The organism is Thioclava dalianensis, assembly GCF_000715505.1.
GTDB classification, from domain to species: domain Bacteria; phylum Pseudomonadota; class Alphaproteobacteria; order Rhodobacterales; family Rhodobacteraceae; genus Thioclava; species Thioclava dalianensis.
This window is the reverse complement of record NZ_JHEH01000011.1, coordinates 89,669-102,594: the sequence shown is the minus strand read 5'-3', so window position 1 is coordinate 102,594 and position 12,926 is coordinate 89,669. Positions and strand designations below refer to the sequence as shown.

The window sequence follows — 12,926 nt, the reverse complement described above, 5'->3', positions numbered from 1 at the left end:
GCGCAGGTTCAGGGCGAGATCCCGCCGGTAACAGCGTTCGCGCATTGGCCGCCATTGCAGATCGCGCGCGATCTGTGGTCAGAGATGGAGAACGGCCCGGAGCGGCAGGCGATCATGGCGCGCGTGGCCGGGCCGCGTGCCTGCATTCTGGGTCGCAAGAAGGATCGTGCGGCGGGCGCGGCGTTTGTCGCTCTGCACGGATCGGTCGCGATGCTGCATGCGCTGGCCGTCGCGCCGGAGTTTCGGCGGCTGGGTCTGGCCCGCGCGATCGTCCATGAGGCGGCGCGCTGGGCGCAGGAGTCCGGTGCCACGCGGTTCGAGATGATCGTGACGCAGGTCAATGATGCCTCCAACGGGCTCGCGCGCAGGCTGGGGATGCCCCAGCGCGCGGCCTATCATTATCGGCGGGAGCCCACGCAATGAAGACAGTGATTGCCTGCTGTGTCTGCCTGATGGGCGCCCTGCCTGCCTGGGCCGCGCCGCTGGATCTCAAGCTGCCGCCGGGCGCCAAGCAGGCCGCACAGGATTCCAGCCCCGCGACCAGCTATGCGCTGGCCGTCGGGCCTTGGAAGGGCGACGCGATGGACAGCCTCAATCTGGAAGGGTCGCGCAGCGACACGGCGTGGCGGCTGCGGGCCAATCAAAACACGACGCTGCAATTGCTGGCGCCCCTGCGCTCCCAGCTCAAGGAGGCGGGCTACCAGATCTTGTATGAATGCGGCACGCAGGCCTGCGGTGGGTTCGATTTCCGCTATGCGCTTGATCTGCTGCCCGAGCCTGCGATGCATGTCGATCTGGGCGATTTCCGCTATCTCGCAGCCCGCAAGGGCGATGAATATGTCGCGCTGACCGTGTCACGCAGCTCGGAATCGGGCTTTATCCAAGTGACCGATATGAGCGTGCATGATGTGAGCCCCGCCGAGCCCGATAACCCTCTGGCAACGGCCCAGCCCGCGCCACCCGCGCCCGGCAGTGCGTCCGCGGCGGTGCCGGCACAGAGCGATTTTTCCAACCGTCTGGAATCGCAAGGATTCGTGGCGCTTGATGATCTGGATTTTGCAAGCGGCGAGGCGACATTGGGGGCGGGCAGTTTCGCCTCGCTCAAGGAACTGGCGGCCTATCTCAAGGCCAATCCCGGCGCGCGGGTCGTGCTGGTGGGCCATACCGATGCGGTGGGGTCTCTCGCGGTGAATATCGCGCTGTCGAAACGGCGCGCAGAGTCTGCCCGGCAGCGGATGATTACGACTTATGGAACCGCTCCGGCGCAGATCAGCGCCGAGGGTGCGGGCTATCTTGCGCCGCGCGCGACCAATCTGACCAAAGCGGGCCGCGAGAAAAACAGGCGGGTCGAAGCGGTTCTCACTTCGACCCAAAGTTGACAGCGCCGGAGGGAACTGGGCGCTGCGGGAGGGAAACTTGGCCTACCAGTTGTCGGGCCCGCGATCTGCGAATGTCGTGGCAAGGAAGTCGATGAAGGCGCGAACCTTGGGCTGGGTGAACCGACCCGGCGGATAGATCGCGTAGATCCCCATCGTCTCCATCGGCAACTCCGGCATCGCCTCTTCGACAAGCCCGTTTTTCATCGCCTCGGCGTAGAGATATGACGGCAGATAGGCGATCCCAAGCCCTGCGATCGCGGCATGCAGCAGCGACTGCCCGTCATTCACCGTCAGCCAGCCATTGGAGCGCACCTGCCGCCGCTCACCCGAAGGCGCGGTCAGCTTCCAGACATTGCCGGCGGATTGGTTGGAATAGTGCAGCAGCTTGTGCTCGGTGAGATCGTCGATCTTTTGCGGTCGGCCATACTGTTGGAGATAGCCCGGGGCTGCGATCATCCGGTGCGAGGTCTCGGTCAGTTTGCGCGCCCGCAGAGAGCTGTCTTCCAGCTCACCCACGCGGATCGCCATGTCGAAGCCTTCCGAGATCAGCTCTACGTAGCGGTTGTTGAGCACCATATTCACGGTGATATCGGGAAATTCCTGCAAGAAATCGCCGAGCACCGGACTGAGCAGGTTCACCCCGAAATCGGTTGCCACCGAGATCCGCAGCACGCCCGATGGCGCAAGCTGCATCGAGGTGACCAGCGCATCGGCCTCTCCCGCATCATTGAGCACGCGGCGCGCCCGGTCGTAATAAGCCAGACCGATCTCGGTCGGGCTGACGCGGCGCGTTGTGCGGTTGAGCAGGCGCGCGCCCAGACGCGCCTCGAGCGCTGAGACATGCTTGGAAACGGCAGACTTGGAGATGCCCATCTTCTTGGCGGCATCGGTAAAACCGCCTTGGTCCACGACCATCGCAAAGGCTTCCATTTCAGTCAGGCGATCCATTTTCGCACCTTTTCGATCTCGAACCACTAATACTATGGGGATCTGTCTGATCCGCAATTTGGGCGCAAATGGGACCAAGGGGGGACAATACCAAGGAATCGCCAAATTTGATGCTCTGCGCGAAACGATGCTGCGGCAGGCGATCCGGGCTCGGGCTTGGTTGCGCGGGCGGGCTCCGTGACGCGGCGTTTGGCGTGACAAGGGGGCCGCAGGCTCTCACACTGCGCCCAGCCAAGGGAGGACCGCATGAGCCATTATCCGCATCTGTTCGAACCGCTCGATCTGGGCCATGTCACATTGCCCAACCGGGTGCTGATGGGGTCCATGCACACCAATCTCGAAGAGCGCGGCGACTGGAACGCGGTGGCGGAATTTTACGCCGAGCGCGCGCGCGGCGGCGTGGCACTGATGGTCACGGGTGGCATGTCGCCCAATGCCGAAGGTGGCGTTTTCCCCGGTGCCGCCGGGCTGTTCACCCCCGAGGACATCGCCCATCATCGGATCGTCACCGACCGGGTGCATGAGGCCGGAGGCCGGATCGCGATGCAGATCCTGCATGCCGGGCGCTATGCCTATGGGCCGGAATGTGTCTCGGCCTCACCGATCAAATCCCCGATTTCTCCCTTTGCGCCCAAAGAGTTGGACGAGGCGGGCATCGAAAAGCAGATCGCTGATATCGCGACTTCAGCAGCGCGCGCCCGTGAGGCAGGTTATGACGGCGTCGAGGTGATGGGGTCCGAGGGCTATTTTCTCAACCAGTTCCTCGTGCGCCATGTCAACAAGCGCGAGGATCGCTGGGGCGGCAGCTTTGAGAACCGGATGCGGCTGCCCGTCGAGGTGATGAAGCGGGTGCGTGCGGCGGTCGGCCCGGATTTCATCGTGATCTTCCGCATCTCGCTGATCGACCTGATCCCCGATGGCTCGACCTGGGACGAGGTCATCACGCTGGCCCGCGCCATCGAGGCGGCGGGGGCTACGATGCTCAATACCGGTATTGGCTGGCATGAGGCGCGGGTCCCCACGATTGCCACTTCGGTGCCGCGCGCGGCCTTCACATGGCTCACCAAGCGGCTGCGTCCGGAAGTCTCGATCCCGGTGATCACCTCGAACCGGATCAATATGCCCGATGTGGCCGAAAGCGTGCTGGCCGAGGGCTGCGCGGATATGGTCTCGATGGCGCGGCCCTTCCTCGCCGATCCCGATTTCGTCGTGAAGGCGCAAGAGGGGCGCGCAGCACAGATCGCGCCCTGTATCGCGTGCAATCAGGCCTGCCTCGATCATACGTTTCAGGGCAAAGTCTCAAGCTGTCTCGTCAATCCGCGTGCCGCTCATGAGACCGAGATCGTGCTGCGTCCGACCGAGGCGCCCAAGCGAATCGCGGTGGTCGGCGCGGGGCCTGCGGGCCTTTCGGCTGCGATCACGGCGGCGCAGCGTGGCCATGACGTGACGCTGTTTGATCGCGCCGCGCAGATCGGTGGTCAGCTGACAATGGCGCGCGAAGTGCCCGGAAAGGAAGAGTTCCACGGCTTGACCGATTGGTTCGCGACGATGGTGGCGCAAAGCGGCGTTGCCCTGCGTCTCAATACCGAGGCGACGGTCGAGATATTGGCCGGGTTCGACGAGATCATCATCGCCACCGGCGTAAGCCCGCGCGACCCCGAGATCCCCATCGAGGGTGGGCAAGTCGTGAGCTATATCGACATCCTGCAAGGCCGTGTGACCGCCGGGCCGCGGGTTGCGATCATCGGGGCCGGGGGGATTGGCTTTGATGTGGCGGAATATCTGACGGTAAGCGAAAGCCCGACGCTCGATCTGGAGGAATGGCGCGAGGAGTGGGGGGTGGGCGATCCCGCGCGATCCCCCGGCGGCCTGCGTGATCCCAAGCCCGAAGCGCCCGCGCGCGCCGTCACCCTGTTGCAGCGCAAGCGCGAAAGGCTCGGGCGGCGGCTGGGCAAGACCACAGGGTGGATCCACCGCGCGGCGCTTCAGATGAAGGCGGTCGAGATGATCGGCGGCGTCAATTACGAGAAGATCACCGCCGAGGGGCTGCATGTCTCGGATGGGGAGGCACATGAAAATCCCCGGGTGATTGCCGCCGATACGGTGGTGCTCTGCGCCGGGCAGCTGCCAAACCGGAGCCTTGCCGATGCGCTGATCGCGGCGGGTCGCAGCCCGCATGTCATCGGGGGCGCGGATGTGGCAGCCGAGCTTGACGCCAAACGCGCCATCGATCAGGGCACCCGGCTGGCCGCCGCGCTCTGATCGGCGTGGGCGGGTCGGTTAGCCTGCGGTCTCGGCGCAATGGCGGCGGAACGCGGCCTTGAGGAGATCCAGCTCGGCCCGCAGCAGATCCAACTCGGCGCGCAGATCGGGGGCCAGCGGCTCTCCCGCAATCAGCGAGAACCGGGCGACCTCCTGTTCGCTGTCGCGCGCGCGCACAACAAAGCTCATCACCCCATCCGATATCAGCTCGGGCGGGATCGGCTGGACGATCTGCCAATCTCCCGGCGTACCGGTCACCTCAAGCCCGTCCAGCACGTCCCCCTGATGCAGGACCTCCAACGCGGGGGCGTCGTGTTGCTTGCTGCTGGCTTCCCAGCGACCGGCGTGAATGCGCGTCAATTCCAGCATGTCACCCTCACATTTCTGCCCGTGGATAGCGCGAGAAATGCAAATCGCGCAGCAATACCTGGTTCATCGCGGGCCGTTCGAAAATCACGTCGATCCACGCCTTTTCAAGGCGTTTCTCATTGAGCCGCATATAGGCCAGATCGAATTCCACCGCCGCACCGCCTTCTGTCACAGGCATTTCCCGCACAAGCTGGTCGCTATTGGGGCCGTGCTTGATGTTGAGCCTGCAAAAGATCTCAAGCGGGCGTTCCAGCTCTAGAAGCATCTCCAGCCGGATCAGGTGGTTGAGCTGCAAGCCTTGGATCGCGCTGTCGGGCAGGTCAAGCACGAAGGACAGGAACGAGCCCTCAAACCCCAGCACATCCATCCGGAGCCCAAAGGGTGCCAGATCGGTCTCGCGGAGATTGCGCATCTGGCGCAGCGTGACCTCGGAATGGGCGCAGTCGTGAAACAGCGTCAATTCGCGGCCTAGCTGCGCGCGGTTCTGAGCGCCGGCAACCCCGAAAGGCGACACGGGGCCGCGCCACAGCTCTGGGCGCCATGTCCAGTCGCTCTCGGGCGGGGCGGGCACGCTATCGGCGCCGATCCGGGGCAATTGCAGCCGCCCCTCGATCTGATGGAGAAAATTGTCGAGCTGGCGACGCAGCCCGCGCGCCTCCGAGCGTAGGCGCGGCAACTGTCCGATCTCGAGAGCATTGGCATCGCGGGCGGCCTGTCGCCAGCGCCGTACGCTGCGCCGATAGGTCAGACGATCGAGCAAGGAAGAGCGTTGCGCCTTTGTCATCTTGATCCAACATGCCCCATAAATCGGTGCGCCTGCGCGCCCCTGCGGTATTTATTCCGCATTGCGGGGCCGTGCGATAGGTGGTTTCGGCCTAAATGACCAAAATTTTCAGCGTCTTGCGCAACGCGTCACGCGGATCGGCTCAATTCGCCGCCCGGATCGTCGCGGCAAAGCGTTCGATCAGGCTGCGCTGCGCGGACGCACTCATCTCGCCATCTTTGAGCGGTATGACCGAGAGCGCCGCGATCCGGCCCTTGATATCGGTGATGGCGCGCAGATAGGTCCGCGCCGTCGGCGGGCCGCCCGAAGTGGAGCGGTCGGAGATCCGCAGCAACAGCATATCGCCGGTGATCCGCGAACTCTCGATCTTCACATCTTTGCTTTCGCCGGACCGCGCCAGCGCCGCACGCCCGATTTCGGATTGGAAGAATGTATCTATCCCCTTGAGGCGCGTTAGGCTCAGCTTGCCGTTTTTGTCTTCCACAGCCGGCGGCCCGATGGTCGCGCTGAGCAAGGCGGGTTCGGGCGCGCGTGCATCATTGGGATTTTCCGAAATCGCCGCGCAGTTTCCAAACAGCACGAAGCCGCCATTGCTGGTGTTTTTGAGTGACTTGGGATCGACGCACCAGCCCGTTGGCGCAGCGATCGTCAGCCCCGGCCCGGTCAGCGTGGTGCGCGACTGACCGACCTGATTGCCGTTCATTCCCACAGGCACGCAGCCTGCAAGCGCCAGAGCTGCAAGCGACAGCCCAAGACGGGCGCGGAGGATCGAAGGAGTGAAAACGGTTCGCATGGCCAAGGGGATAGTGATTTGCTGCATCCCGATCAAGTCCGTCACGGCAAAGTACCGCCGCTTTGACCCTCCGCTACCGGCTCAAACGGATCATACGGTCGGCGGCTTGGGCGTCTTGATCGTCATGGCTCACCATCAGGGCGGGGATCCGCCGCGCGGCGATATGGCGCAGTGCGAAGGCGCGCATCTCGACCCTCAGATCGGCATCAAGGCGCGCGAAGGCCTCGTCGATCAGCATCGCCTTGGGTGCGGCAAGCAGGCTGCGCATCAGCGCCACGCGCATCCGCTGCCCGCCCGAGAGGGTCGCGGGATCGCGCGCCGCAAACCCGCGGAGCCCCGCTTGCTCCAACGCCTGTTCGACCGCCTCGCGCCGTGCCTTTCGCCCGCGCAGATCGGCGCGCAGGCCAAAGGCCAGATTGTCACCCACGCTCAGATGCGGGAACAGCTGCGCGTCCTGAAACAAGACCCCGACGCTGCGCTGCTCGGCGGGCAGATCAAGCAGATCGGTGCCCGCGAGCGTGACCGTGCCCCGTGTCGTGAACCCACGCGGCAGATGTCCGCCGATCAGGGCGATCAGGCTCGATTTGCCGATCCCCGAAGGGCCCATCACGCAGACCGTCTCGCCCGGCGCAACGCTTAGGCTCAAGGGCGCGAAAAGTGCGCGCGTCTCGCGCGGCGCGGTCAGGCTGATCTCCGTCAGGTTCAGGCTCATGTCAGTCCTCCGCGTAGGCCCCGGCGATTGCGATGCAGCCACAGCGGCAGTGCGAGCGCCAGCAGATAGGCGGCAAGCGGCAAGACGGCCTGCATCAGGGCCGTGATCGCGGTGAGGCGTCGATCCGCGCCCGAGGCCAGCGCCACCGCCTCTGTCGCAAGCGCGGGCACCCGGCCCGCGCCGGGCAGCAGCACGGCCAGATATTGCGCGACCGAGACCGCGACACCGATGGCCGCCGCCGTCATCAGAGGCGCGCTCAGCACCGGCAGTTTGACCCGGAACAACCGCCGCATCGGCCCCGCGCCAAGGCTCGCAGCGCTGGCCGTCAGGCCCGGATCAAGCGCGCGCCACGGGCCGGTCAGCGCGATCATCACATACGGAAAGACGAATAAAAGCTGCGCCCAGATCACCGCCACCGGTCCGGGCGGCAGGCCAAGCCAGAGAAAGCCGGTGGTCAGCCCCTGTAAAAACCCGATCTGCGGCAGCAAAAGCGGCATCACGATCAACCAGCCCAAACGCATCGGGCGCGCAAGGCGATCTTCCGTTTCCAGCCAGATGAGAGACAAAATCATCGCGATTGCCGTGCTGGCGGCGGCAAGCCCCAGACTGCTCAGCGCGGGGTGCGCCCAGTCCGCTGCCTGCCAGCGCGACAGGCTGATCCCCGGGGGCAGGGCATCGGGGAAACGCCAGAAGGCCGCGACGCTCCACAGCCCGAGGATGACAAGCGAGCCGCCCCCAAGCATCAGCCCCAAAATCGCGAGAAAAGGCCCGGATAGAGACTGTTTTTGTCGTATGCGCCGCCCCCGCCGTAGCCAGTGTCGTCCGAGCGTCGCGACCGCGCGCTCTGCGCCCAGCCACCCCAGAAGGCACAGCCCCATGATACCCAGCAAGATGACAGCCAGCGCGGCGGCGGGACGCGCTTGTTCGGGATCCGGGGCAGAGAACAGGCGTAGGATCTGCACGGCCAGAACCGGCGGATTGGAGGGCCCAAGCACCAGCGCCATATCGACGACCGAGAGCGAAAATCCCAGCACGATCAGCACCGGCAGGCGCAGCGCGGGATAGAGCTGCGGCCAGATGATCAAACGCCAGACCTGCGCGCGGCTATAGCCAAGGCTCCGCCCGGTCGCCATCTGGCCCGCGACATCGCGCGGTCCCGCCGCGATCAGCGTCGCGAGCAGCAGAAACGGCACCTCCTTGAGCATCAGACCGAGGATCAGCACCAGCCCCCAAGGGTCGCCCACGGTCACCACATCGGGGGGCAGATCCCAGCCGGTGGCCCAGGGCGAGATCAGCCGCACCGCCCAGCCCGAGGGTGCCAGCAGAAACCCAAGCCCGATGGCCAGCGCTGCATGGGGCACTGCGAGCAGCGGGCTGAGATAGCGCGCCGCACCCGCCCTGCCGATCAGCCACAGACCCAGTGGGAGCGAGACGCCCAATGCGCCGAGCGTCGCGCCCAGCCCGGTCACCAGACTTAACCGCAGGCTGGTGGCAAATCCGGGTAGCGACAGGGCCTGCGCGAAGGCGTCGATCCCGGGGTCGAACTGGCCCAGCCCCGGTTGCCAGCCAAGCGCCAGCCCCAGCGTCAGCACGACGCCGATCAGCACCGGAGCGCCGATCACGACTGTGAAAAGCGCCCGGATCGCGATCATTTCGTGTAGCGCTTGGCCCAATCCTCGGTCAGCCGGGTCATCCACGAGGGGTGTGGCTCGGGCAGGGTCGGGCCAAGTTCGGCCAGCGTGGGCAGCGCAGGCGCGGTCGGCAGTTTGGCAAAGGCCTCCTTAGCGCTCGCATCCAGCTTGCTCGGGTCCAGCACCGAGTAGCTGCCCAGCACATCGATATTCTGCATATGGGCCTGCGTCGCCGGATCGAGCAGGAAGTTCGCCACCAGCTCGGCCCCCGCCTGATGCGCGGCGTTATAGGGGATCGCGACATAGGACATATTCCCGATCGAGCCTTCATCGGGCACCCAGACGCGCACGGAAGGCGGCAGCACCTGCTGCTTGATCATCGCCGCCGGGGCCGCCGGATCGAAGAACATTGCGAAATCGACCTCACCATCGGCCAGAAGCGTGGCCTGCGCGCTCTCGTTTTCTGGGAAGGACTCGCCCTTGCGCCAGAGGTTCGGGCGCAGCTTGTCATACCAAGCCCAAAGCGGCGCGGTCTCCTTGGCGTAGCTTTCATCGGTCACAGGCTTGGACAGCGCCTCTGCGTCGGGCGCCATCTCGACCAGCGCTTGCTTGAGGAAAGTCGCACCCATGAAATTCGATGGGTTGGGATGGGTGAAGCGGCCCGGATGAGCGGCGGCCCATTGCGAGAGCCCCGCCATATCATGCGGCAGATCTTTGACCCGGTCGGTATCATAGGCGAAGACGAATTTCGCAAGCCGCCACGGGCTTTCATAGCCCTCCGTCGGCACGGTGAAATCGGTGGTCGCCGCAGAGCCGGGGCTCAGATCGAGATATTTCGCATTGGGCAGCTCGTTCAGGAACGGACCATGCAGCAGACCGGCCTGTTTCATCGCTAGGAAGTTCGGCCCGTTGATCCAGATCAGGTCCACCGCGCCGCCGCTGTTCTGACCGGCGGCTTTCTCGGCCTGCACGCGCGAGACGGCCTCGCCCGTGTCGCTCAGCTTCACCTGTTCAACGGTCACACCGTATTTCGCCTGCATCTGCTGCGAGACCCATTCGATGAACGCGTTTGTGCGCGGATCGCCGCCCCAAGCGTTGAAATATACCGTCTGCCCTTTGGCATCCGCTTTCGTTTGCGCCCAGTCGGCCAAAGCCGGCGAGGCCAGCATGAGAGAGGCAGCGACGGCTGCGGCAAAAGAACGTTTCATACTCACTCCATATCCGAAAAGGCGCGCCAACCCATCAGCCAGCGGGTTACAGTCGTCAGGCCGCAGGCGGCGGCAAACAGGTAGGCGAGGGGGGCAAACAGGCCGGGAAAGAGACTGATTGCGACGAAAAACACGATGGTTTCGGCGCCCTCTGTCAAGCCACCCAGATAGTAGATCCCCTTGGTGGGATAGGCCTCGGTGCTGATCTGGCGCTTCGCCGCGATGGAGGCGAAGGCGAGAAAGCTTGACCCGGTGCCGACGAAGGCCGCGATCAGCACGCTGGCTGCCAGCGCATTGGCCGCCGGATCGGCGAGCGCAAAGCCCACCGGGATCAGCGCGTAGAACAGGAAATCGAGCGCGATATCGAGAAACGCCCCGCGATCGGTCGGCCCGTTGATCCGTGCAATCGCGCCGTCCAGCCCGTCTGCCAGCCGGTTGAGCAAGATCAGTACCAGCGCTACCCAATAGAGCTGCAGCGCCAGCGCCGGGATCGCCAGCAGCCCCACGCCAAAGCCCACAAGAGTCACGTGATCCGCCTGCACACCCCGCGCGGCCAGCAGGCTTGCAGGGGAGCGCAGGATCGCACGTTGCAACGGCTGCAGGGTTGCGTCGATCATCCGCGTCTCCATGCCATGAAGCGCTCGGCGCAGCCCAGCAGGCGCGGGTTTACATGGCCCTGCCGCCAACGTCCGGCAGCGTTCTTGGCAGCCTCAGACCAGCTTGGATAGATATGCGGCGTTGACAGGATCTTGCCCAACCCCAGCTTGTGCCGCATCGCCAGCGCGATCTCGGCCAGAATTTCGCTTGCATGATCGCCCAGCACCGTCGCCCCAAGGATCTTGTCCGAGCCCTTGGCCACGATGATCTGCACAAAGCCTTCCCGAACGCCTTCCGTCACCGCGCGATCCAGATCCGAAAGCGGGTAGCGCACCACTTCATGGGCGATGTCCTGCTGCTCGGCCTCAGCCACGCTCAGGCCCACGCGCGCCACCTCCGGGGCTGTGAAGATCGCCGCAGGAATCGGCGCCTCTGCCGCCTTGAAGCGCCAGAACGGGGCCGCCAGCGCATTGGCCGCCGCGATCCAGCCCTGATGGCCCGCCGCATTGGTCAGCTGTAGCGGACCCGCTGCATCGCCCGCGGCGTAGATATTGGGGAGTAGGGTCTGCAGATAGGCGTTGGTCTCGATCACCCGGTCGGTGCGCACGCCAAGCGCCTCCAGCCCAAACCCTTCAAGCCGCGCACGGCGACCAACGGCGACCAGAAGCAGGTCAAACTCCAGCCGCGTGCCGCCCTCCAATTCGACCCATTTGGCCGGATCAGAGCCGAAACGCTGCGCTTTCGCACCTGTCAGCACCTGCACGCCGTCGCGGGTCAGAGCCGCTTCCAGCGCTTTGGAGACTTCGGGCTCTTCCTTAGCGGCCAGCCGATCCGCCGCCTCGATCAGGGTCACGCCACCACCGAGCCGGGCAATCGCCTGCGCAATCTCGCAGCCAATCGGGCCCCCGCCGAGGATCACCATCTTCTCTGGCGGGCGGTCGAGAGACGACAATGCCGTCCAGAGCGTCTCGGAGGTCAGCGGATCGACCTCCTTCAGTCCCGGCAAATCGGGGATCACGGGTGCGGCGCCGGTGGCCAGAACGATTGCGCGCGACGACCAGCGCTGGCCATCCATCTCGACGGTCCACGGGTCGATCAGCGTCGCATGGCCGCGTTTGACCTCAACGCCGAGGCTCTCATAGCGCGCAACGGAGTCATTGGGCGCGATGGTCTCGATCACCTCGGAGATCCGCGTCATCACGCGCGGCCAGTCCACTTGCGGCGCGGCGCTGACGCCAAGATCTGAGGCGGCGCGCGCATTGGCGGCGGCCCGACCCGACGCGATCAGCGATTTCGAGGGTACGCAGCCGGAATTGAGGCAATCGCCGCCCATCTCGGCCTGCTCGACCAAGGTGACTTTTGCCTTGGCCTGTGCCGCGACATAGGAGGCCACAAGCCCCGCCGAACCCGCGCCGATCACCGTGAGGTTGCGATCAAAGGATGTGGGGCGTTTGAAGCCGGAATAGGCTCTTTTCCGGGTGTAGATCCGCAAGCCAGCCCGCGCGATCCAAGGGAAAAGGGCCAGCGCCAGAAAGGCCCCGATCAGCCCGGGCGACAGAATGCCCGAGAGGCTGTTGAGCTGGCCAAGCTGCGCGCCCGCCGCGACATAGACGGCGGTGCCCGGCAACATGCCAACCTGCGACACGAGGTAGAATTTCCACGCCTTCATCGACGTCAGACCAAAGGCGAGATTGGCGGCGAAGAACGGCACGACCGGGATCAGGCGCAGCGAGAACAGGTAGAATGCTCCGTCGCGCGTTACGCCCTGTTCGATCCGGCGCATCCGGTTGCCAAGCTTCGCACGCGCCCAGTCGCGCATCAGGTAGCGGGTCACGAGAAGCGCGAGCGTGGCCCCCAAGGCCGAGGCAAACGAGATCAGCACAAGCCCCTCCCAGAACCCGAAAAGGGCTGCGCCCAGCAAGGTCATCCAGACCGCGAAGGGCAGTGAGAGCGCGGCTACGGTGACATAGGTCACGAAGAAGACCGCGGGCAGGGCTATGGGGTGATTGGCATGCCAGCTTTGCAAACCGTCGCGCAAATTGCGCAAACCCTCTGGGCTTGGATCGGCCACAAACCAAGCGGTGATCAGAGCGACCGCGATCAGCAAAGCGAATATCAATGGTTTGCGCATGGGTCCCCACAGCGTTCAGACTTAGAGTTAGAGCCGGTAGGCCCCGTTCCCAAGTCGTATTCCTATGCCGCTTTGTTACACGGCCCGGTACCACTCGGCTACGCAGCACAGT

The 12,926-nt window shown here is 64.8% G+C and carries 12 protein-coding genes; 3 read left to right on the top strand and 9 right to left on the bottom strand.

Going from position 1 to position 12,926, the window contains the following annotated elements; translation table 11 throughout:
- On the top strand, positions 1-423 hold a 423-nt coding region (locus tag DL1_RS10880; protein WP_038065994.1), incomplete at its 5' end, for a GNAT family N-acetyltransferase.
- On the top strand, positions 420-1,379 hold the full coding sequence (locus DL1_RS10875) for an OmpA family protein (RefSeq protein WP_038065992.1): 960 nt from the start codon (positions 420-422) through the stop codon (positions 1,377-1,379). The genes DL1_RS10880 and DL1_RS10875, both read left to right, overlap by 4 nt.
- Before the next feature lie 42 nt (positions 1,380-1,421).
- Here the strand turns inward: DL1_RS10875 and DL1_RS10870 are convergent, their stop codons facing one another.
- A complete protein-coding gene (locus tag DL1_RS10870; protein ID WP_038065990.1) occupies positions 1,422-2,327 on the bottom strand; it encodes a LysR family transcriptional regulator in 906 nt (301 codons plus the stop codon).
- 246 nt (positions 2,328-2,573) lie between these two features.
- Between DL1_RS10870 and DL1_RS10865 the strand changes: the two genes are divergently transcribed.
- Positions 2,574-4,589, top strand: coding sequence for an NADPH-dependent 2,4-dienoyl-CoA reductase (locus tag DL1_RS10865; RefSeq protein WP_038065988.1), 2,016 nt, complete (start codon positions 2,574-2,576; stop codon positions 4,587-4,589).
- Between the two features lie 18 nt (positions 4,590-4,607).
- On the opposite strand, the gene DL1_RS10860 is transcribed toward DL1_RS10865, so the two are convergent.
- From DL1_RS10860 to DL1_RS10825, 8 genes are all read right to left on the bottom strand, one after another.
- Entirely contained in the window at positions 4,608-4,958 is a 351-nt protein-coding gene (locus DL1_RS10860) for a hypothetical protein (RefSeq protein WP_038065986.1), read from the bottom strand.
- A 7-nt stretch (positions 4,959-4,965) separates the two neighbouring features.
- Positions 4,966-5,718, bottom strand: a complete 753-nt coding sequence (locus tag DL1_RS10855) for a DUF6478 family protein (protein WP_425441841.1) — start codon at positions 5,716-5,718, stop codon at positions 4,966-4,968.
- 166 nt (positions 5,719-5,884) lie between these two features.
- The gene (locus DL1_RS10850; protein WP_162178746.1) at positions 5,885-6,562 is read right to left on the bottom strand and encodes a hypothetical protein; all 678 of its coding nucleotides are present in this window, start codon (positions 6,560-6,562) and stop codon (positions 5,885-5,887) included.
- Positions 6,563-6,608: 46 nt separating this feature from the next.
- Complete coding sequence (locus DL1_RS10845; protein WP_038065980.1) at positions 6,609-7,247, bottom strand: ATP-binding cassette domain-containing protein; 639 nt, start codon at positions 7,245-7,247, stop codon at positions 6,609-6,611.
- The gene (locus tag DL1_RS10840; RefSeq protein ID WP_038065977.1) at positions 7,244-8,899 is read right to left on the bottom strand and encodes an ABC transporter permease; all 1,656 of its coding nucleotides are present in this window, start codon (positions 8,897-8,899) and stop codon (positions 7,244-7,246) included. The genes DL1_RS10845 and DL1_RS10840 overlap by 4 nt, the downstream gene beginning before the upstream one ends.
- Positions 8,896-10,086 (bottom strand): ABC transporter substrate-binding protein, encoded by a 1,191-nt coding sequence (locus DL1_RS10835; RefSeq protein WP_038065975.1) that lies wholly within the window; start codon positions 10,084-10,086, stop codon positions 8,896-8,898. The genes DL1_RS10840 and DL1_RS10835 overlap by 4 nt, the downstream gene beginning before the upstream one ends.
- 2 nt (positions 10,087-10,088) lie before the next feature.
- Positions 10,089-10,703 (bottom strand): CDP-alcohol phosphatidyltransferase family protein, encoded by a 615-nt coding sequence (locus DL1_RS10830; RefSeq protein WP_038065972.1) that lies wholly within the window; start codon positions 10,701-10,703, stop codon positions 10,089-10,091.
- The gene (locus DL1_RS10825) at positions 10,700-12,814 is read right to left on the bottom strand and encodes an FAD-dependent oxidoreductase (RefSeq protein ID WP_038065970.1); all 2,115 of its coding nucleotides are present in this window, start codon (positions 12,812-12,814) and stop codon (positions 10,700-10,702) included. Before DL1_RS10825 ends, DL1_RS10830 begins: the two co-directional genes overlap by 4 nt.
- Between the last annotated feature and the right edge of the window lie 112 nt (positions 12,815-12,926).

Coding starts and splice junctions, on each gene's coding strand:
- DL1_RS10830 (WP_038065972.1), bottom strand. CDS start 10,703: ATGATCGACGCAACCCTGCAGCCGTTGCAACGTGCGATCCTGCGCTCC.
- DL1_RS10840 (WP_038065977.1), bottom strand. CDS start 8,899: ATGATCGCGATCCGGGCGCTTTTCACAGTCGTGATCGGCGCTCCGGTG.
- DL1_RS10825 (WP_038065970.1), bottom strand. CDS start 12,814: ATGCGCAAACCATTGATATTCGCTTTGCTGATCGCGGTCGCTCTGATC.
- DL1_RS10845 (WP_038065980.1), bottom strand. CDS start 7,247: ATGAGCCTGAACCTGACGGAGATCAGCCTGACCGCGCCGCGCGAGACG.
- DL1_RS10875 (WP_038065992.1), top strand. CDS start 420: ATGAAGACAGTGATTGCCTGCTGTGTCTGCCTGATGGGCGCCCTGCCT.
- DL1_RS10850 (WP_162178746.1), bottom strand. CDS start 6,562: ATGCAGCAAATCACTATCCCCTTGGCCATGCGAACCGTTTTCACTCCT.
- DL1_RS10870 (WP_038065990.1), bottom strand. CDS start 2,327: ATGGATCGCCTGACTGAAATGGAAGCCTTTGCGATGGTCGTGGACCAA.
- DL1_RS10835 (WP_038065975.1), bottom strand. CDS start 10,086: ATGAAACGTTCTTTTGCCGCAGCCGTCGCTGCCTCTCTCATGCTGGCC.
- DL1_RS10860 (WP_038065986.1), bottom strand. CDS start 4,958: ATGCTGGAATTGACGCGCATTCACGCCGGTCGCTGGGAAGCCAGCAGC.
- DL1_RS10865 (WP_038065988.1), top strand. CDS start 2,574: ATGAGCCATTATCCGCATCTGTTCGAACCGCTCGATCTGGGCCATGTC.